This is a genomic window from Collinsella sp. AM38-1BH, from assembly GCF_003467545.1.
Taxonomy (GTDB): Bacteria; Actinomycetota; Coriobacteriia; order Coriobacteriales; family Coriobacteriaceae; genus Collinsella.
Genome location: NZ_QSHC01000016.1, coordinates 29,925 through 50,508, shown reverse-complemented (window position 1 = coordinate 50,508; position 20,584 = coordinate 29,925). Strand labels below are relative to the sequence as shown.

Here is a 20,584-nt window from a genome sequence, read left to right as displayed (position 1 = left end):
AAAAAGGGGGGGGAGCCAGTCCCCCGGCTCGCCCGCTTTCAATCATTTAAATCGCTGTATCTACTCTGCAGACGAAGATCCACCATCAACGATTGCTTGCTCGGACTCAGGAATCCCATCGGCACCCGTGCTCTGTTCTTGCTCCACCTCTTCGCTGATTGCGGAGGCGGGGGTCGAGCCCTTCGCGCCCACGATATAGGCGGCTCCAAACCCCAACGCAATGGCAATCAAGGTCAAAATCACGTAGACAGGCCAATGGCGCTTAATATACGAAAACACGTTGACTCCTTAGAGCTCCGTCTACGAACGGCGGATAACCTCGGTCACGACCTCGGATACCGTGGCAATGTTCGTCGGGTTGACATTGTGGGGCAGGTCGTCCTCGGTACGAGCACAAGCCAGGCGCGTGCCGTCCACGCCGGCGATGGTGAGGGCTCGGCGGCTCGCCTCGAGCGCGGCATAGGCATCGGTCTTGGCATAGGGCATCTCGAGCGCGCCACAATCGACATGGAACGACTTGCACACCTTGCTGACCAGGTTCATGATGCGGCGATCGCCCTTGAGCAGCTGCTGTTCGCCCTCAACCGTCACCACCGAAAGCCTACCGGCGCCGACGGATTCAAGATTGATGAAGAATACGCCGCGGAGCTTATCGCGATGCGAAGCCAAGAAGGCCTTCACACCGGCGCCATCACAATCCGAGGCGCCCGTTGCCACAAACCAGATATCGTGACCGAGCAGCTCATCGTCACCCATAGAGGCAACAGCCGAGAGCATATCTTCGGAAGAAGCGCCGTCGGAAGACGTAGCGCCGCCCTTCCAGCCATCGTTATCGTCCTCGAAATTATCCCACGAACCGATGCCGCGACCGGACTTCTTGGCATCGTAATCGTCTTCGACGCCCAGCCAGTCACTCATGCTGTCCTGTTCGTTTTTCTTTTTACGACCGAACAGGCCGCCCAGGCCGCGCTTGCGAGACTTGGGTGCCGCCGGGGCGGGAGCCGAAATGGTCTCGATCGGCTGTGCGCCCGACGCAACGGGCCTAGGAGGCGCAACGGGTGCCGATGTGGGTTCGGGACCCTGAGCGGTAGCAAAGGGGTCGTTGACCTGTGCGGAGGGGTCGGGAAGGTCGAACAGCGACGTGCGAGACGCAACGTTTGCCTGCTTCATCGACGGCAGCGACGGATCGGGGACCGAAGCTAGCGGAGACGAGGAAGGTGCAGGCGACGGAGCCGACGCCGGATCGGGAACATTCACCTGCGGACGCGGTGATGCCTGGGAGGAAATCTGGGCCATAAGGGAATCGACCGTTTCGTCCTGGGTGGGAGCAACATCGGCAACCGTGGCACCGGAACCACTCGGGGTCGGCATGGTGAAAATCTGCGTGGAGTAAGGCCTCGACTCATCTGTCTCGGGAGCCTCGGAAACCGCAGGCACCTCCTCCTGCTCGACCTCGGTCGAATCACCTTGATCGGCTGCCGCGTATTGCTCTTCGTCACAGTTGACCTCGACGGGCTCGTGCCCGGCGACATCTTGGATTTCGGCAGCATCAATAGGCTCGTCATCGTCTGCCGCGTCGCCCTGCTCATCGGAAACAGGAAGGGGCTCGGCAATCGCGGTGCCTTGCTTTTCAAACGTTATCGTGGAATCGAACTGCGCGGCATCAAACGACATGGTGCTATCGACGTGCTGCTGAGCCTCAAAGGACGTCGTAGCTTCGGCGGCGTCGACAGGCACGGACTGCATAGCCTCGTTCTGCTCGAACTCTTGCGCCGCGCGCTCACGTGCCGCCTCGGCTGCCTGCTGCTGAGCGATAGCCTCCTGCTCGGCAGCCTCGCGTGCGGCAGCGCGCTTCCCCTCGAAATCGTCGACAAATTTCCTGCCCTTTGCAAGCGCACCCTTAAAGAAGTTGGAAGCGCTGGCGCCAATCGAAGAGAACGCGGATGCAATATCGGCATGGGGCGTTGCCGCGGGAATCTCGGCCGAGAAATCAGTATCGCTCTCGTAAGACACGCGCCTCGGCTGTTCAGCGTAATCGTCGTCAGGCTCGTCCGTAACGTCTTGCGTCGGCGCGGCGGGAGCCAAAATGTCCAGTCCTGCCGCGGGATCGATCGCGGACACCGCCTCGGGCTCGGCAACGGCAGCGGCAACCGCGGCAGACTCATCATCCACGGCGACAACGGGCGCAGATGCAGTCACGACGGGGGCAGGCTCGGGCTCAAACGTCGGCTCCTCGCCTTCCTCGTAATCGAGCGTGCAGGACTCGGGAAGCATTCCGAGCGCACGGATGGCATCCGAACCAAAGCGGATGTTGCCGGCGGCATTGCGATAGAGCCTGGGCTCGGGCTCGGCCGCGACAGGCTCCTCCGCCGGCTCGGCAGTGGGAACCTCGTCATTGAACTCTTCGGCCTGGACAGCCTGATTCTGATCCTCGGGCACGATGGCGCCAATCAGCGTCTCGTCGGCAGACGCACCCTCAAAGCCCTCGATCTGCTCGTCGAAAGCCTCGCCCTGTTCGGGCTCGGTCTGAGCGTCGGGAGCAATCGGCTGACCGAACTCGTCCTCGGCGTAGGTAGGCTCTTCATACTCGATGGTGTTGCCGTAGTCGTTTTGCTGTTGGGCCGCGGCATACTCCGCTGCTGCGCGCGCCATCTCCTCGGCACGACGCTTCTGCTCCCCAAAATAGGTATCGAACGGAACATCGTCGGGAAACTCGTTTTCGCCCTGGAAGGGAGCAACGTTGTCCATAACGCCGAGCATAGCGGCGACAGAAGACTTGTTGCACACTGCGCCGGACGTATAGGGAAGCACAAAACGGTTAGAAATGATGTTTGCCGCGTTGGCGAGCGCAACGAGGGAAGCGAGGATCGCGACAATCCACAGCAGAACCTTGAGCGCGCCGGGGAGCGGCAGGATACGCAAGATGGCAACGGCAGCAGGGGCAACCGTGGCAACGGGCAACAGCTTGGCGATGAGCGCACGATACGAAGCATAGGGCTCGCGGGCGAGCAGCTCAGCACGGGGAGAGTCGTAGTGTGCGACAACGACCACCGGGCGGTTGCGCGGAGACGCGAGCGGGCCCGAGGCCTTGTGGTAGGCGATGACATTTTGGCTCACGCCCGTCTTGCCCAGGCGCGAAACCACGGGGTGGCCCGTGCGCTCGAGCACGTAAAGAACGGCACCGACAATGGCCAGCAAGGTGCCGACCAAGCCGATGCCGCCGCCGATGCCCATCAGCAGGGCGCCGGCAAACGCAAGAATACCGGTAACGGCAAATGCCAACCTGCTGGGCGCCGGGGCATTGAACTCCTGAACCTCGGGATCAAAGCCGTGGTTGCGGAAGATCTGAGCGATATCCTCGGCAGCCAAGCGCTCTTCTTCGCTGCATGCCGGCGTGATGCCGGTGTTCTGCAGCAGGTGGTTAATATAGTTCTGGGTGTTCGCCATGTGCGCTCCACATCCATAATCCGACAAATAGGCCCAATGCATGCACATTAGAACCGTATATAGTCGAAAGTATACCCCGAGCGAGCGCAAACGACCGAATTCGGGCCATCTTAACGCCCCGAGCGGACAAGGATATAGCCTAATCTCCATATCGGACTAAAATCATGGCAGCAAACCACCTTCTCATGCGAGGACTCTATGACGGCAAGCGACGCGACCGCGACAATTAAAAAGGGGAATTCGGAGCCCAGTTTCGATAAAACGACTCAGCGCATCCTCAATCTTTTCTTTGTGCTCAACAGCTCCCCCAAACCGCTGACGACCGAGCAGATCGTCTTGGATTCTGACCTGGGATATGGCTCGGGCAATATCGACTCGGATAAGCGCAAGTTTCGGCGCGATCGTGACAAACTGCTCGAACGCGGCATCTTAATCAAGGAGGTTCGCCCCGCCGGCGCGCAGGAGACCGAGGAAAGCTCATGGACAATCGACCGCGAGCACACGTTTGCGGCAGGCGGCCTCATCACCGCAGACGACGCCGATATCCTGCTCAACGCTATCGACCAGACAATAGCGGCCGGCTCATCCACTTTTGCCGCGCCGCTTGCCGATATTCGTTCCAAGATTGCCTACCTCACCGGCAGGACGACGGCGGACGAAGCACCGATCCGCCGCTCTCCCACCGTCGATGCGGTATGGAGCGCCTTTGCCGAGCGATGCGCGCTGCGATTTTTATATCAGAACGGACGCGGTGAGCAGAAAGAGCGTACCGTCTGCGTCTACGGCATGTTCGAGCGCGAGGGCGTTGCGTACTTCTGCGGCCTCGACAATGCCACCGACGACATCAGGACATTCCGCTGCGACCGTATCGTTCGCGCTTGGCGTCCTTCGAAGGCCTACGCCATCCCTGCAGACTTCAATCTCAACGACTACCTGTTCTTTGAATTCGATTTTGCCGACCGCCCGCCCGTTGCGGCTACGTTCTCGTTCGCCCCGCAGACGCAGATCGATATGATCAACGGCCTCACGCGCGGGCGAGGTGAGCTCGCACACACCGATGCGGGATGGATCTGGACCGTTGACGTGCGCGACCTTGAAGCCGCCGCCTCATTTTGCATGGCCCGCGCCATGGACGGCATGAGGCCCATGGCCCCCAAATCGCTCAAGCAGGCGTGGAACCGCCTCATTGAAAGGACGGTGCACGAGCATGCCCGTGCGTAAACTCACCAGCGAGCAGAGACTCTCGCGCGCCATCGACATCATGGAGGCCCTCTACGCCTCCGGCGAGAGCGGCATGACACGAACCGAAATTTGCGGCCGCTTTGACATCACGGGAATATCGCTCGACGAGATTCTCGAGATCGTCTCGACGCTCGCGGACCGAGAATCGGGTGCGCGCATCATCTGCGAATGCCACGGCGAGCGTGTGGTCCTCACCGGTGACGCCGGACGTGTGCTACCGCTGCGCCTGAGTGCCGCCGAGGGCGCTGTGCTCAACCACGAACTTGAATCGTTGGGGATCGAGCCGCAGACGGCAGCTCGGATTCGACACGCTCTTCTACCCGAAGAGCTCGGCTATAACCAGTGCGTCTTTGACACCGTCAACCACGGGTCGCACTGGCAGCAGCTGAGCTGCGCCATTCAGGACGGCGTTCGCTGCCTCATCTCGTATCGCTCGATGGACGATGCACGGCCACGCGAGCGTCTGGTCGACCCCTTGCGCATTACGGCAAACGGCGACCAAACATACCTGATTGCCTGGGACATCGCAGTCGATGAGCAGCGCACCTATCGCATGGATAAAATCGAGGGACTCACCTTGACGGAAGACTCCGTCGTGCCTCACGCACCGGACGTCGCATCCCTCCACGATTCCCTTGCCCGGACGCAGCGTAGCGCAAAGCTCTTGATGCCATTCGATATGGCGGAGCATCTGGACTGGGCCGGCATCACCCTCATCGAGCGCAGCGGGGCAGACATGGCAACGGTAACCGTGCATTACGGCTCCGAGCGTTGGCTACTGAGCCAGATAATCGCAGCGGGCGGAGCCATCCGCATCTTGGATGACCCCACCCTGTCAAAGCGTCTGTGCGATATGGCAAAAACTCTCGTCTGTCCGCTTTAGCGCCGCCGCTCGTGGCGTGCGCGCCACAGTTGCAGATAGTGACCGATCTGTGCCGATTCGATGCGCTGGTAGGAGCTCGTGGGCAGCGACGTTAAGAACTTCTTTCCGTAGCCCTTCGTCACCAGGCGAGGATCCGCCAAGATCAGCACACCGCTATCGGTCGACGAGCGAATCAAACGCCCCGCGGCCTGCTTAACCTCGAGCACCGCCTCGGGCAGCGAATAGCGCGCCCATGCGCGGTCTTCGCGCAGGTTGCGCTCGCACGAGAGCGGGTCCGTGGGGCTCGAGAACGGCAACTTGGGAATGATGACGCAGCGCAGCGTCTCGCCGCTGGCATCAAACCCCTCCCAGAAGGCCTTGAGCGCAAAAAGCGACGAGGTCGGTTCGTTGATAAACCGGTCGCGCAGGCGACGAGGAGATGAGTTGCGCTGCTGGCAGTTGAGCTCCAGACCCGCACGGGCCATCTTGGGCTCAACGCGGGCGTATAGGTCCTCCATGTCGCGCCGATTGGTGAACAACGTGAGCACCGATCCGCCCATGGCAAGATGGGCGTCGACCAGTACGCGCTCGAGCGCCGTAAGATAGCTCTCACGATCGCGCGGATCGGGGATATCGCCCGCAACGACTACAGCCATGTTCGAATCGAAGTCGTAGCTCGAATCCAAGTGCAGCGATGACGACGTTGAAGCACCGATGCGATCAAGGCCGACCGCATGGTTAAAGTGCTCAAAGCTTTTGGACACCGTCATGGTCGCCGAGGCAAAGATAGCCGTGTGAACCTCGGGCAGCCACTCGGTTGCCAAGGCCTCGCCAATGTCGATGCGCTCTGCGGTCATTGACTCTCCGCCGGCACGCAGCCTGCGATTGACCTGCAGCGAATACACGTAGTGTTCATCGGTACCATCAATGATGAGTTTTAGGTTCTCGGCCAGCTCGTGCAGGCGGCGCGAGATATCACCCAGGTCGACAACAACCTCTGGCTTGTCGGCGGCGACGGCTTGCACCAGCGCGTCGACGCTCTTGTCAGCTTGTTCCAATGCGTCGATGCCAGTGTAGGCCGACTGTAAGAAATCATGCCAGTCGTCAGATTCGCGCAGCTCGGGGCCAATCCATAGATTGGCATTGTCATAGCCCCCACGGGCACGGCGACCGAGCTCGCGAACGCCATCGAACACGCCGGCGATCGCCATGCTCGCGCGCGCAACCGTCGACGTCGCCTTGGCGGTAAGGCCCAGATAGAGCGTAGAGCCCTCGGAGGTTGCCAAATCACGGGAAACCTGGCTTAGCGCGCCGGTGCTCGAGCCACCCAGACGCTCAAACAGAACGCGTGATTCGTCCGCCGACACCACACGCGCCCACTGACGGCGCGCCTCGCGCTCGATGGAATGGGCCTCGTCGATTACCCAATGACGAATCGGCGGCAAAATCCTGCCCTCGGCCGCGACGTTGCGGAACAGCAGGGAATGGTTGGTGACCACCACATCGGCATGCGCCGCACGACGGCGAGCGCCGTGGACCAAACATTTATCAGGGAAAAACGGGCAGAGGCGACGAGCACACTCGCGCGAGGCCGTCGTAAAGTCGGGACGGTTGACGCTGCGCCACCGAATGCCGAGCGAGTCGAGGTCGCCATCGGCTGATTGGCAGACGTACGCCATAATGACCGCGACCGCCGTGAGCGTGTCCGCCGGATCGCGCTTGGTGGTAATCTCGACCTGGCCGCGGCTCATGCGCTCGAGCTTGCGCAGGCACGGATAGTGGTCATACCCCTTGAGAGCGCAAAATGACAGACCACCGTCCAGTTGCTCGGCAAGTTTTGGCAGCTCATGGTACATGAGCTGGTCGGCAAGATTGTTCGATTTGGTCGCAATACCAACCGTGATGTTGTTACGGCGTGCTGCCTCGGCAAAAGGCACCAGATAGGCCATCGATTTGCCGACGCCTGTGCCTGCCTCAATTACTCGATGAGTGCCCGTGACCAGCGCATCGCGGACCTCGAGCGCCATCGCGATCTGCTCATCACGCGGCTCGTAGGTGGGATACATGCGATTGACCAGGCCACCTGGCGCATAGTCTGCCTCGATCTCCTCACGACTCGGCATCTTGAGAACCGGCAGCTCATCGGCGTCCACCCGATCGTCGGCGCGATCGGCCTTGAGAACGTCAGCACGAGCGGCGCTGAGAGAGAAGATAGAACCAGGGTTCTGCCCTGCCAAGAATGAGAAGATAGGACGATAGGACCAAGGCACGTCCGGATGCATGTCGGCTAGGCGCGCCATGAGGCCCTGGGGCAAGTCGGTGAGCGCCACGAGCAACACGCGCCATACGCCACACAGGGCGTCGACGTCGGCATTGGCACGGTGTGATACCGAGTCGCAGCCAAACAGATCGGCCATAAAAGACAGCTTGTGCGAGGCCAGGCGCGGAAGCGCGATGCGCGACAGCGCCAGCGAATCGATCCAAATATCGCTCACGTTGACGCCGCCTTTGATCGACTCGATAAACGAGCGGTCGAACGTGGCGTTGTGTGCGATCACCGGGCAGCCACCGACAAAATCGGCGAGAGCGGCGACGGCCTCAACCGCCGACGGGGCATCTGCCACATCGGCATTTGTAATGCTCGTGAGCTCGGTAATCTCGGCGGGAATCAGCTGTTTGGGATGCACGAAGGTATCGAAGCGGTCGATGACCTCGCGGCCCGAAAGACGGGCCGCCGAGATCTCGATCAGCTCGTTGTCCTGCACCGAAAGACCCGTGGTCTCGGTATCGAGGACAATCACATCTTCCTCGATAAGGCCGAAGGACTGCGTTTTGGCGCGGTCGGCAAGCGTGGCATAGGAGTCGATGACAAACTGCGGCGTTCCTGACGAAACCGCGTCCTCGATTAGCATGCAATGCCCGCTCGGCGAAGGCCCATACGGATCAGGCTGTCACAGACCTGCGGGAACGTCATGTCGTCGGTGTGGCGGATCTCATCCGGATACAGCGACGTATCGGTCATGCCGGGAATGGTATTGGTCTCGAGGATAACGGGGCCGTCCTCGCTCACAATAAAGTCGCTGCGCGAGATACCCAGGCAACCGAGGGCCTTGTGAGCGGCACAGGCAAGTTCCTGAGCGCGAGCGTAATTCTCGGGTGAAATCTGCGCCGGAATGCGATGGATATCCGTAGGGTCGACATACTTCACGTCCAGATCGTAGAACTCGCAGTCCTCGGGCTTACGAATCTCGACAATCGGCAGGGCGCGTACGTCATCTTCGCCGTATACGCCGACGGTGATCTCGGTACCATCGATGCACTTCTCGACCAGCACTTTGTCGCCGTACTCAAACGCCTTGGCGATTGCCGCGGGCAGCTCGGATGGCTCGTGGACCAGGGAGATGCCATAGCTGGAGCCGTTAACGGCCGGCTTCACAAAGCAGCGCTCGCCACAAACCTCGACAATGTGATCGATATCGACTTCATCGCCCACCTCGAGCGCAAGGCCGGGGGCAATGGGAATGCCCGCCTTGGCGTATAGGAGCTTAGAGACCTCCTTGTCGGCACCGCAGGCGCTCGCGAGCACGCCCGAGGCCGTGTAGGGGATACCCAGGGTCTCCATGGCACCCTGCATGGCACCATCCTCACCGCCGGCGCCGTGCATGGCGATAAATGCCACGTCGAAACCACCGGTCGCCATGGTTACCATAAAATCATCGGCAGCCGTGTCGAGCAGCTTCACCGAAGTGTAGCCAGCCTCCTTCAGGGCCGCCACGACGTTCTTTCCCGAATTGAGCGAGATCTCGCGCTCAGCGGAATGACCGCCCGCCAAGACCGCTACGTGCATGTTCTCTAGGCTTTTACCCGGCATGGGCAGACTCCTCCTCTATAATTTCTGCAGCTGATACCATATTGTAGCGATACCCTCTACGTTTCCCCAAAATCGAAAGGCTTCCATGAATCCCAGGACTAAATCTCAGGACATTCGCGACTTGAGCCAAAACGATATTCGCGAGCTCGTGGCAGAACTCGGCCAGCCCGCCTTCCGCGCGAAGCAGCTCATCGAATGGGTCTTTGAGAAGAACGTTTGTTCGTTTGATGATATGACTAACCTTCCCAAGGCTTTCCGCGAGCAGCTTAAAGAGGCTTTTGCCTTTGACACGCCGACCGAGCTCACCAAGCAGGTTTCCAAAGATGGCTCTCGCAAGTATCTGCTCGAGTACCACGACGGCATTTCCGTCGAGACTGTCGGTATGCCCCGTCGTAACAAGCTTTCCGTCTGCGTTTCCACCCAGGCAGGCTGTGGCATGGGCTGTGCCTTTTGCGCCACCGGCCTTAACGGCCTCAAGCGCTCGCTGACAGCTCAGGAGATCGTCGACCAGGTGCTTCATGTATCCAACGACTTTGGCGAGCGTGCCACGAGCGTTGTGTTCATGGGCCAGGGCGAGCCGTTTGCCAACTACGACGAGGTTCTCAAGGCACTGCGTATCCTCAACGACCCCGATGGCATCGGTATCGGCGCCCGTCACCTCACCGTCTCTACCAGCGGCGTTATTCCTGGAATTCGCAAATTTGCCGACATCCCCGAGCAGTTCACGCTTGCCGTGTCGCTGCATTCCGCCATCCAGTCGACGCGCAATAAGCTTATGCCCGGTGTTAAGAAGTACACGCTGCTCCGCCTGCACGAGGCGCTTCAGCTCTACACCGAGAAGACTGGCCGCCGCCCGACCTATGAGTATGCCATGATCGAAGGCGTCAACGATACGAATCCCGAGATGCAGGCGCTCTGCGACTTCTGCGAGGGAACGCTGTGCCACGTTAACCTGATTCAGCTTAACGACATCGAGGGCAGCCCGCTCAAGCCGTCGCCGATTCATAAGGTTGAGGATCTTCAGCGTCGTCTTGAGTCCCGTGGCATCGAGACCACGATTCGTAACTCCCGTGGTAACGATATTGACGCCGCTTGCGGACAGCTGAAGCAGCGCTTCAAAGTTCAGAAGAACGCATAGGGGAGTCGCACCCCAAAACGTTTCATGTGAAACATCGAACGGCCCCGGTTACAGGAGATGCAACCGGGGCCGTTTTATTTATTGACCTTAATTTTGAATCAGCTGCTACCTGTCCCATTTTTTACGGCCAAAATAAGGGGTCCTTGCCTCGTGAATCAGACAAGGACCCCTCAAAATATGCTAAGTAATTGTTAGGTACCTAATAGCCTACATTTTCCCATTGGTTACTAACCCAACCTTGATTAATCTTGGGATTCTTCGTTACCTGAGCCGTACGCATGGCAACATCTTCTGTCATAACATCCATTTTCTTCTTGGATGTATCGACAATATCTTGCGCACTACGAAGCAAACGACCTCGAAGTTCATCGTCTGTCGCGATCTTATAGCCAGCAAAGGCACCAGCCGCGACAGTCGTCGCCAATGCAATCGCAGTTATAATCCTATTCCTCATCTTGGCCTCCTTGATCAAACTGAATCATTTCGCCAAGAATACGAGAGAGCTCTTCCTCGTCTTTAAACTCAATCTCAATCTTATTCTTTCCACGCGAGCTCTTAACACGCACGTTGGTATTAAAAACCTGACGAAGCACGCGGGCAGCCTTTTTAAAAGACTGAGGCGTTGCAGGCCTCGGCGTCTTAGGTGTCTCTCCGGCAGAAAACAACGGAGCAAGATTTTCTGTCGCTCTTACGGAAAGGCCCTCTGCAACAACCTTCTCTGCAAGTCGAATTCGAGCGTCCTCATAGGGAACTGCAAGAATCGCACGTGCATGACCAGCAGTAAGTTTGCCCTCAAAAATCATCTGCTGAACAACTTCAGGGAGATCGAGAAGGCGCAGCGAGTTTGTAATTGCAGAGCGTGATTTGCTTACTGCCTTCGACAATGCCTCCTGGGTCATACCGCTGGCATCGATAAGCTGGCGATAGCCCTTAGCCTCTTCGACGGGATTCAGATCAGAACGCTGAAGGTTTTCGATCAGAGCAAGAGCCAGCATCTCTTCATCATTAACATCTTTAATGATGACAGGCAGCTCCTCAAGACCAGCAAGCTTTGACGCTTGGTAACGACGCTCACCAGCGATGATCTCATAGCCGTTTCCATGCTTGCGAACCAAAAGCGGCTGCAAGACGCCATGTTCTTGGATTGATTCGCTCAACTCACGAAGTTCAGTTTCGTTAAAGTGAATTCGCGGCTGATTAGGGTTGGGAACGATATCCTCAATAGGTAGTTTTGTTTCAGATGCGGCATTCGAAGCCGATGCAGCCGAACCACCGGTCTCATACTCGGCCTCTGAGACCAAAGCATTGAGTCCACGTCCCAATCCGCCACGTTTCTTTACACTAGGCACGCTTGATCACCTCTTTTGCAAGGTTCATATATGCTTTTGCACCCTTATTTTGAGGTGCATAGGTAATTACCGGTTCCCCAAAAGACGGAGCTTCGGAGATTTTAACCGTACGGGGGATCAACGTCTTAAATGCCTTATCACCAAAGTACGATTGAACCTCCTCAACAACCTGATTCGATAGAGAAGTACGCGAGTCATACATGGTCATAAGCACACCGTAGGTGTCTAAGCCCTTGTTCAGACGAGATTTGACCATCTTCATTGACTCAAGCAGTTTCGTAACGCCCTCGAGTGCGTAATACTCGCACTGGATCGGAATCAAAACGCTGTCTGCTGCGGTCAAAGCGTTGATAGTAAGCAGGCCGAGCGAAGGAGGGCAGTCAATGAAAATAAAATCGAACTCGTCCTGAATCGGCTCAAGCAAATCTTTGAGGCGGGTTTCACGAGCAATTGCGCTTACGAGTTCAATTTCCGCGCCTGCAAGCTGAATTGTAGCCGGAATTACGAATACCTTTTTGCAATTTGTATCAAGAACAAGCGATTCTGCCGGCACATCATTCAACAATGCATCATAGATGCAGTGATCAAGGTCTTCTTTTTCAATTCCGAATCCACTGGTGCTGTTTCCCTGCGGATCAAAATCGACAATCAGTGTCTTACGACCCTGCTCACCCAGTGCTGCTGCAAGGTTTACAGCCGTCGTTGACTTACCGACGCCGCCTTTTTGATTGATGATTGCAATGATACGCGTGTCTTTTGCGCTCTTAGAACGCTTAACGTCGCGAAATCCCACGGTCCCTCCTGGTGTGTATTAAAGCTGTCAAACGGAGGATGTTTCACGTGAAACATTCCGATTCGATATCAACCGCCATGTTTCACGTGAAACACTGCAAGTTGTTAGTATCCATTATGTTTCACGTGAAACATCTAGGCAAGCGGATTCTTCTTTGCCATGCCATTTGCACGAGGCAATGAAACGGATGCCGGATGACTCTTTTTAAGAACAATGAACTCCCTGTGGCCCAAGCCCTCAGGCAAATCGATTGCGTCATTCAGAAGCAAAGTGAAGCCGCAAATTTTAGCTGCTGACATGCCGGAAGCAAGCTCCTCATCCGAAGGATTACCCTTGGTGATAACAAATAGCCCTCCGTCTTTGAGGAACGGAGCAGCATACTCAACAAGAATCGGTAGAGGGGCAAGTGCGCGGGCGGTTACGACAGAAAACTGCTTCTTATGGCTTCGAGCATATTCTTCAAGGCGATCATGAACCGCATGAGCATGTTTCAATCCAAGAACATCAACAAAAGAATTGACAGCATCAACCTTCTTACCAACAGAGTCAATATAAGTAGCTTTACGATGCATGGTTATGGTTAACGGAATACCAGGGAAGCCCGCACCTGTTCCCATATCGAGCAAAGCTCCCTCAGGAGCCTTATTGATATAGGGGAGCAAAACAAGTGAGTCGAGGATATGAAGTACCGCAGCATCTTCTATGTTAAGAATACGGGTGAGATTGGTTGTCTTATTTGTTTCCAGAACCAAATCCAAATGTTGAATACATTTCCTCAGCTCAGTATCAGTTACGCTCAAGGAATACTCTTTGCAATAGGAAGTTAGACGACTCAACATCTCGTCAGCCCGCTGATCAGTAAGTACTAACAACGAAAGCTCCTTTCTGACAAAAATCAGTGTATCGAGAACTTTTGACAAAAAAAAGGGGACGTGGAAACCACGTCCCCTTAGCATAAGCTCGAGTAGATTATCGAGCAACAATCACCACATGGCGATCGGGGTCAGAACCCTCAGAATGAGTATCGACGGCGTCATTGCCACGAAGTGCAATGTGAACCAGTCGGCGCTCGTAGGCATTCATGGGCGGAAGCGAAACACTCTTATGAGTGCGGATGGCACGCTCGGCAGCAGACTGAGCCATGGAGGCAACCTTGTCCTGACGGCGGCTCTTGTATCCCTCGACGTCCACTACAACCGGATACCTAAAGCCGAGCTTGCGGCTCACCAGCAATGAGAACATAACCTGAAGGGCATCAAGGGTGCGACCATGACGGCCAATGAGAACAGCAAGATCAGGAGCGGTAACATCCAAAATCAGCTCGCCCTCGTCGCCCTCATACTCATCGATAGGAGAGTTGGCGGCATCGAAGTGCGAAAGGATGGAACGCAGGATGGAAATCGCGACATCGGCAATGGTGTCGAGCTCCTCGTCGGTCAGCTCTTCACCAGCCTTGTAGCGCTGTGCAATCTCGGGATAATCGCCCGCGACCTGCGGGGCAACCTCCTCAAGCATATCCTCGATGATCTCTTCAGACATAACGTACTCCAAAAGTTAGGTACCTAAATAAGATTGATATCCCACTACTTCTTCTTGTGCGGGCGCGGCTTCTTCTCGCGACGAGTAACCTCAACCTGCAGCGGCGCGTTCTTAAGGCGCTCCTCCTCATCGGCCTTCGCCTTGTCGATGACCTTCTGCGTCACAAAAATCTGCTGGATAACCTGCCAAGCAGACGAGACGTCGTAGTACAGCAGAACACCAACGGGAAGGCTCCAGCCCATCCAAAGCATCATGACCGTCATGACAACGGCCATCATACGCATGCTCTGAGCCTGCTGGCCGGTCTGGTTGCGCGACATATAGAGCTGCGGAATCAGGGTCAGGACAGCGAACAGGATCAGGCAGACCAGCGCAGGCAGCGCGACCATAAAGCCATCGGCAAAGGAGGCACTCGGCGTGGTGGTCAGGTCGGGCAGAATATTAAAGAACGAGAACGTGCCGTCGTTAAAGTAGTCCGGCAGGTTACGCAGCAGCGTAAATAGGGCGAACAGGACAGGCATCTGAATCAACAGCGGCAGACAACCAGCCATCGGGTTGAACTTGTTCTCGCTGTAGAACTTCTGCATTTCCTCGGCCTGACGCTGGGGATCGTCGGCATAGCGCTCCTGGATCTCGAGCATCTTGGGCTGCAGCACCTGCATGCGTGCCGTCGACTTAGTCGACTTGAGCATAAGCGGCGTCAGCAGCAGACGGATGATGACCACCAGGATGATGATGGACAGGCCCCAGTCGACCGCAAAGGTCTGGATGAGCTTGAGCAGCTCGAAAAGGATGTTAACGATCCAATCCCACATGTAAGTTTTCCTCCGATAGCGAGTGCCCGCTAGGGCACAGGGTCATAACCGCCGACGTGCAGGGGATTGCAGCGAGCGATGCGCCTCACGGCAAGCCAGCAGCCTCTCAAAACACCGTACTTCTCAATCGCCTGGACGGCGTATTGCGAGCACGTTGGGTAATAAATGCAGGCGTCAGGCAATAAGGGCGAAATAACCTGTTGATATATGCGAATAGGAGCGATGGCAACACGTCGCAAAACGTGATTGCTCATCGCTCCTCCCCGGCAACGCCGGCGCGTTTCATAAGCGAACGCAATGCATTGTCCATCTCCTGAGGCGAAGAAACCCTCGTCTTGGGAGTTGCGAACAAGATGATGTCATAACCCGCAACGGGAAATCCACAGCTGCGGGCGGCCTCGCGCATCACACGCTTAGAACGGTTGCGCACGACAGCACAACCGAGCCGTTTAGCACCAACGAAGGCGACCCTTCCGGAGTCGCCTTCGCCAACCGATTCACATATGGTCATTCGAATCAGAGGGTGATTGAAACGACGCCCCTGACTGAACACATGCTCGAAATCTTGCCGAGACTTAATAGTCTTCATGCGAGATGTGTGTATCGCTGCTAGACAGTGAGACGCTTGCGGCCCTTGGCGCGACGACGGGCGAGCACGGCACGACCACCCTTAGTGGCCATACGGGCACGGAAGCCATGGGTCTTGGCACGCTTACGCTTATTAGGCTGATACGTACGCTTCATCTTAAGTTCCTCCTGCTGCATTTCGAGTGTCCGCGGGGGCGCGGACGCAGATATAGACACGTGAGCTTGAAGATTGTAGGGAAATCAATGTTCAAATGTCAAGAAATCAAAGGTAAAAGGTTACGCAGTTCACACGGTTCCCCCATAAGCCGAGCTCGATTTAGCGGTGCATGGCAACTTTTCACGATATTTCATCGAGTTTTCAACAGGTCATGTTGGCAATGTTGAGAACTTTTCGTCCGTTTTCCAAAGTTTTCAACAGGTTTTGAAAAGTTGTCGAAAGATGAGAAACATTGCACAGTGAGCTACTATTTGTTCGAAACCTTTTGAAAGATTGCGAGCGGCATGTCTGACGACTTTTACACCATGGTCGATTCCGGAGACCCGGCACCCGACAACGAGCACATCACCGGCGTGCGCGAAGAGCGTGAGGAAGGCGAGCAGACGACCACGCAGGCGCCAAAAGCCATGTACGCCGCGCGCATCGCCGTCTATGACGACATGCTGTCGACACCGCGTGTGATCGTCATTGATCCGCAAGATGTCCGCACGTATTTGGAAGAGACGACCAACACCGTCTACCAGTGCATGAAAGAACAAGGTGGCCATATCTCGCTCATGGTCATCCGCGAGATTGTCGAAAACTTTATCCACGCGCACTTTGCCGAGCCCATCATCTCGATTCTGGACGGCGGAGACACCATCCGCTTTGCTGATCAAGGACCCGGCATCGACGACAAGGAGCGCGCTTTCGACTTTGGCGTTACCAGCGCAAACAGCAAGATGAAGCGCTATATCCGTGGAACCGGAGCAGGGTTTCCCATGGTGCAGGAGTATTTGGAAAACGCCGGCGGGGCCGTGTCCATCGAGGACAACATGGGCAACGGCACCGTGGTTACGGTAAGCCTGGATCCTAAACGCGTGCAGGAAATCGAACGCGCCGGCGGGCGCGGTGCTGCCGTGCGGCCCGAGACGGAGCAGTCCGCATATCCCCTGCCGGGAGCTTTTGCGCAGCAGCCCATGGCAACGCAACAGATGCAGCCCCGCGTGGGACAGATGCAGCAGCCCGGAATGCTTCCTACACAAGAGTCCCAGGCGGCGTCGATGTCGATGCCGCCAAACGCGCCAGAGGCCATGCCGCTGGCGGATCAGGATGCAGCAGCAATGCAGCAGGCGACGGGGGCACCGGGTGGCCAGCAAATGGGATATCAGCCGTACCAACAGGGATATCCATATCAGCAGATGCCGCCACTGGGGTATGGCCAGCAGTTCCCACAGCAGTACCAGCAGGGATATCAGCAGCCGTACCAGCAGATGCCGCAGCAGCAGTACAACCCCTGGGCCCAGCAGATGACTCCGCAGCCTTACCAACAGTGGCCTCAAAGTTTTCAACAGCAAATGCCGCCGATGCAGAGTTCTCAACAATCAGCAGCTCAAATGATGTATCCTAATGCAGCAAATCAGTATGCGCAGCCACAGCCGGACGTGTTCGTAAGCGATCGCGGCAACGCCGCGCTGGGCTATCTGGCGCAAAATCAAGCGTGCGGTGCAACCGATCTGGCGAGGGCGTTTGGAAACTCGGCCCCCACTTGGTCACGCACGCTCAATGACTTGGCGCAGGCCGGCTTGGTCATCAAGCATGGCCAGAAATACCATCTGACCGAACTCGGCGCCGCTCGCGTGCGAGCTCAGAGCTAAAGAACGGGAGAGACAGTGGACGAGGAAGCAAGCATCATCCTGGGGGATGCCATCGCCTTTTGCCAGCGCGACGGCCAAGATGCACGCCTCATCAACATGCTGGGGCAATCGCGCGCCATAAGCCTGACCGAAGATACGCTCACGATCGAGGCCCCCTCGCGCTTTGCCATCGCGCAGCTCAAAAAGCATCAGCCGACTATTGAGGCCTATCTGGAAGAAATCGCCTTTGCTCCGATCGCGCTCGACATCGTGGCACCGCAAGGCGCAACGGCCGAATCTGCTGCCGCGACGGTGCCCGCCACGGCTCCCGCTGCTTCCCCTGCGGCGCCAGCCTCCGCAGGCGACGTGCCGACAATCGAGCACCAGCACAGCGATGTTTCCCGTGAAACCATGGCACCGTTGCCGACCGCCGCTGCGACGTCAACGAACGCACCCGTCACGCACATGCCCATCGCTCATGACGCAGCGGCGGGCGCGGATTCGGGCATTGCAATCAAGAACACGCTCTCGGCCGATGATTTTCGTCGCATGATGAACCAGATGAAGGGCGGAGCGCCGACTAAGTCCACGCAAGCCGCGACCCCCGCTTCACCCATGCCAGCACCGACCGTGCCGGCCGAGCAGAATACGGATGGAGCCCCACTCGTCGCGAACTCAAAATTTACCTTTGAGAACTTTGTCTACGGCCCCGAGAACAGCCATGCCTATCGCTCGGCACTCAAGTTTGCCGCCCTCGCGGACGAGCGCGGCACGTGCACATCACTGTTCATCTACGGCAAATCGGGCCTGGGCAAGACGCACCTGCTGCTTGCCATCAAAAACGAGCTCGCCGAGAAGTCGCCCGAGATCAAGGTCAAGTATGCCAACTCCCAGGCATATCTGGACGACCTGATGACCGAGTTCGACCGCCAAAAGAAGAGCAACGCCCCTATCATGCAGGCATACCACGGCGTGGACGTGCTCATCATCGATGACATCCAAAACATCATCGGCAAGCGCGCGAGCGTGGACTACTTTTTCCAGCTCATGGACGAGTTCATCCGCAACAACAAGAAGGTCGTCATCGCGGCAGACCGCGCCCCCAAGGACCTGAGCATGGACGAGCGTCTGACCAGCCGCTTCAACGCCGGCATGCTCTGCCTGGTCGCAGAGCCCAGCTACGAGATGAAATACAAGATCTTGCAGCGCTATTACGAGAACACCATCGTCGCCGCTCCCGAGGCAGGCGACGACTCGCTGCTGGCGGCCTATGGGGGCGACGGCGGGCACCTGACCGACGAGCACTTTAAACACATGGCCGAGGTCTCGGGCACCAACATCCGCGAACTCGAGAGCTTCTGCGAGCGCTGCGCCGGCGAGGCGGGCGACCGCGAGCGCGAGGGCGGGGAGCTCACCTTTGACGATATCGACGCCATCGCCAGCCAGTACTTCGACACATCGGCCAAAAAGATCAACGTCCAGACGGTTCAGTCCGTCATCGAAGAGCAGTACGGCGTGACGCACGAGGAGCTCATCGGCCCGCGTCGCAACGCCAATATCGCCAAAGCACGCCATATCGCTATCTACTTGGCCATCGAGATGTGCGAGATGACGACCACGGCGGTGGGCGCCGAATTTGGCAACCGCAACCACTCGACCGTCAGTACGAGCTACAAAAAGGTCCAGAAGATGATCCAGGAAGACCGCACCGTCACCGAAGACCTCAAGTCGCTGCGCGATAAAATTACACTGCGCTCGTAGGGAAATAGAGACACCTGTTGAAAACTTGTCGAAACCACGGGCATAAGGTGTCTAAAACCCAACCTGCGGTGATGAAAAGTTTTGCGCAGGTTTTGAACGTGGAAAACCACCCCTGTTGCACACAGGTTGCTGTCGATTCTCTTTCTGGGTCTGACCTGCGTCTTTGGGAGTAATCAACAGTTTCGTCAGTGCTATTACTATTATTAAGATATTTATATCTATAGAAAGGTATTAAAAGATGAAGTTCACCGTCAGCCAGAGCTCGCTTACACAAGCCATCGGCGTCGTTATGAAGGGTGTCGCTTCGGCATCCACCCTCCCCATCCTGTCGGGCGTGCTCGTTAAGGCCCAAGACGGCATCTTGGAATTCCAGACCTCTAACTACACCATCTCGATTCGTCATCGCATCGCGGCGCATGTCGAAGAAGAGGGCGAGATGGTTATTCCCTGTAAGATGCTCTCCAATATCACCAAGACCCTCCCCGATGCCCCGGTTACCTTTGAGCTGTCCGAGCGCCAGGTGCTGATTGGTTGCGAGAAGAGCTCTTTTAGGCTGAATACGCTCGATGCCAATGACTTCCCCGAGTTTCCGGCCTATGCCATCGAGAGTGCCGTGGAGCTGCCGACCGATGTCTTGTCCGAAATGGTCGGCCGCGTGTGGCGCGTCACCTCGACCGACAAGGCTCGCCCCATCCTGGGCGGCGTGCACATGAAGGTCGAGAACAACACCGTACGCCTGGTGGCGACCGATTCCTTCCGCTTGGCCGTGTGCGATACGCAGGTCGAGACCTCGACCCTCGAGGGCTCCTTTGAGCTCAACGTTCCGGCTGACGCCTTTAACGACGCGCTGAACATCATGGCCAGCCAGGCGACCATCATGATCGGGGCTACCGACACCCAGGTCGTCTTCGAGGCCGGCAACACCACCTACGTGTCGCGTCGTATCGAGGGCGTGTACCCCAACTACAAGCAGCTCATCCCCGATTCGTGCGTGACGAGCGTCAAGATCGACGTCGCCGCCTTTAACGCCGCCCTCAAGCGCGTGGCCGTTATTGCGAGCGCCAACCCCGCCGTCAAGTTCGAGATCGATGTCGAGAACGGGCAGATGGGCCTGTCCTCCATTTCCAATGACCAGGACCTTGCGCAGGAGACGATCGATGTCGAGGCCGAGGGCGAGTCAGGTACCATCGCCTTCAACTACCACTACATCTTCGGCTGCCTCAATGCCCTGTCCAAGGAGAAGGAGATCACGCTGGAGCTCAAGAGCTACTCGCAGGCGGGCATCTTTAAGTCCTACGATAAGATCAACTACCTGTACCTGGTCATGCCGGTCCGCATCTAGCGCT

General features: G+C 57.2%; 19 protein-coding genes. 6 read left to right on the top strand and 13 right to left on the bottom strand.

Annotation, left to right across the window (positions count from 1 at the left end; translation table 11 throughout):
* Positions 1 to 60: 60 nt before the first annotated feature.
* On the bottom strand, positions 61 to 279 hold the full coding sequence (locus tag DW870_RS07830; RefSeq protein ID WP_022094153.1) for a hypothetical protein: 219 nt from the start codon (positions 277 to 279) through the stop codon (positions 61 to 63).
* A 21-nt stretch (positions 280 to 300) separates the two neighbouring features.
* On the bottom strand, positions 301 to 3,447 hold the full coding sequence (locus DW870_RS07825) for a hypothetical protein (RefSeq protein ID WP_117877327.1): 3,147 nt from the start codon (positions 3,445 to 3,447) through the stop codon (positions 301 to 303).
* Between the two features lie 198 nt (positions 3,448 to 3,645).
* On the opposite strand from DW870_RS07825, the gene DW870_RS07820 reads away from it, so the two are divergent.
* A complete protein-coding gene (locus tag DW870_RS07820; protein WP_117877326.1) occupies positions 3,646 to 4,668 on the top strand; it encodes a YafY family protein in 1,023 nt (340 codons plus the stop codon).
* Positions 4,655 to 5,572: a YafY family protein gene (locus DW870_RS07815; protein WP_117877324.1), complete on the top strand. Its 918-nt coding sequence runs from the start codon at positions 4,655 to 4,657 to the stop codon at positions 5,570 to 5,572. The genes DW870_RS07820 and DW870_RS07815 overlap by 14 nt, the downstream gene beginning before the upstream one ends.
* Here the strand turns inward: DW870_RS07815 and DW870_RS07810 are convergent.
* Positions 5,569 to 8,463: a helicase C-terminal domain-containing protein gene (locus tag DW870_RS07810; protein ID WP_117877322.1), complete on the bottom strand. Its 2,895-nt coding sequence runs from the start codon at positions 8,461 to 8,463 to the stop codon at positions 5,569 to 5,571. The two genes, DW870_RS07815 and DW870_RS07810, sit on opposite strands and share 4 nt — an antisense overlap.
* Positions 8,457 to 9,422, bottom strand: a complete 966-nt coding sequence (locus DW870_RS07805; RefSeq protein ID WP_117877320.1) for a D-alanine--D-alanine ligase — start codon at positions 9,420 to 9,422, stop codon at positions 8,457 to 8,459. Before DW870_RS07805 ends, DW870_RS07810 begins: the two co-directional genes overlap by 7 nt.
* An 85-nt stretch (positions 9,423 to 9,507) precedes the next feature.
* On the opposite strand from DW870_RS07805, the gene rlmN reads away from it, so the two are divergent.
* Complete coding sequence (gene rlmN, locus DW870_RS07800) at positions 9,508 to 10,560, top strand: 23S rRNA (adenine(2503)-C(2))-methyltransferase RlmN (RefSeq protein WP_055251319.1); 1,053 nt, start codon at positions 9,508 to 9,510, stop codon at positions 10,558 to 10,560.
* Between the two features lie 199 nt (positions 10,561 to 10,759).
* Here the strand turns inward: rlmN and DW870_RS07795 are convergent, their stop codons facing one another.
* The 9 genes from DW870_RS07795 to rpmH all read right to left on the bottom strand — a co-directional run bounded on the left by DW870_RS07795 (position 10,760) and on the right by rpmH (position 15,800).
* The gene (locus DW870_RS07795) at positions 10,760 to 11,014 is read right to left on the bottom strand and encodes a hypothetical protein (RefSeq protein WP_117848459.1); all 255 of its coding nucleotides are present in this window, start codon (positions 11,012 to 11,014) and stop codon (positions 10,760 to 10,762) included.
* Entirely contained in the window at positions 11,004 to 11,909 is a 906-nt protein-coding gene (locus DW870_RS07790) for a ParB/RepB/Spo0J family partition protein (RefSeq protein WP_198019880.1), read from the bottom strand. The genes DW870_RS07795 and DW870_RS07790 overlap by 11 nt, the downstream gene beginning before the upstream one ends.
* Positions 11,902 to 12,702: a ParA family protein gene (locus DW870_RS07785; RefSeq protein ID WP_022093800.1), complete on the bottom strand. Its 801-nt coding sequence runs from the start codon at positions 12,700 to 12,702 to the stop codon at positions 11,902 to 11,904. The genes DW870_RS07790 and DW870_RS07785 overlap by 8 nt, the downstream gene beginning before the upstream one ends.
* A 134-nt stretch (positions 12,703 to 12,836) precedes the next feature.
* A complete protein-coding gene (gene rsmG, locus DW870_RS07780; protein WP_233547406.1) occupies positions 12,837 to 13,502 on the bottom strand; it encodes a 16S rRNA (guanine(527)-N(7))-methyltransferase RsmG in 666 nt (221 codons plus the stop codon).
* Between the two features lie 169 nt (positions 13,503 to 13,671).
* Positions 13,672 to 14,241, bottom strand: a complete 570-nt coding sequence (locus DW870_RS07775; RefSeq protein ID WP_022093802.1) for a R3H domain-containing nucleic acid-binding protein — start codon at positions 14,239 to 14,241, stop codon at positions 13,672 to 13,674.
* Between the two features lie 44 nt (positions 14,242 to 14,285).
* Positions 14,286 to 15,056, bottom strand: a complete 771-nt coding sequence (locus tag DW870_RS07770; RefSeq protein WP_055251326.1) for a YidC/Oxa1 family membrane protein insertase — start codon at positions 15,054 to 15,056, stop codon at positions 14,286 to 14,288.
* Positions 15,057 to 15,085: 29 nt separating this feature from the next.
* Positions 15,086 to 15,310, bottom strand: a complete 225-nt coding sequence (yidD, locus tag DW870_RS07765; protein ID WP_022093804.1) for a membrane protein insertion efficiency factor YidD — start codon at positions 15,308 to 15,310, stop codon at positions 15,086 to 15,088.
* Positions 15,307 to 15,645 carry a ribonuclease P protein component gene (gene rnpA, locus DW870_RS07760; protein ID WP_082435526.1) on the bottom strand — a complete coding sequence of 113 codons (339 nt, stop codon included), beginning with the start codon at positions 15,643 to 15,645 and terminating at the stop codon, positions 15,307 to 15,309. Before rnpA ends, yidD begins: the two co-directional genes overlap by 4 nt.
* Before the next feature lie 20 nt (positions 15,646 to 15,665).
* Positions 15,666 to 15,800, bottom strand: a complete 135-nt coding sequence (gene rpmH / locus DW870_RS07755; protein WP_019127408.1) for a 50S ribosomal protein L34 — start codon at positions 15,798 to 15,800, stop codon at positions 15,666 to 15,668.
* Positions 15,801 to 16,145: 345 nt separating this feature from the next.
* Between rpmH and DW870_RS07750 the strand changes: the two genes are divergently transcribed.
* The 3 genes from DW870_RS07750 to dnaN all read left to right on the top strand — a co-directional run bounded on the left by DW870_RS07750 (position 16,146) and on the right by dnaN (position 20,580).
* Entirely contained in the window at positions 16,146 to 17,498 is a 1,353-nt protein-coding gene (locus DW870_RS07750) for an ATP-binding protein (protein ID WP_117877318.1), read from the top strand.
* A 15-nt stretch (positions 17,499 to 17,513) separates the two neighbouring features.
* Positions 17,514 to 19,238 carry a DnaA ATPase domain-containing protein gene (locus tag DW870_RS07745; protein ID WP_117877316.1) on the top strand — a complete coding sequence of 575 codons (1,725 nt, stop codon included), beginning with the start codon at positions 17,514 to 17,516 and terminating at the stop codon, positions 19,236 to 19,238.
* A gap of 238 nt (positions 19,239 to 19,476) precedes the next feature.
* Positions 19,477 to 20,580 carry a DNA polymerase III subunit beta gene (dnaN, locus tag DW870_RS07740; protein ID WP_099432409.1) on the top strand — a complete coding sequence of 368 codons (1,104 nt, stop codon included), beginning with the start codon at positions 19,477 to 19,479 and terminating at the stop codon, positions 20,578 to 20,580.
* Positions 20,581 to 20,584: the final 4 nt, after the last annotated feature.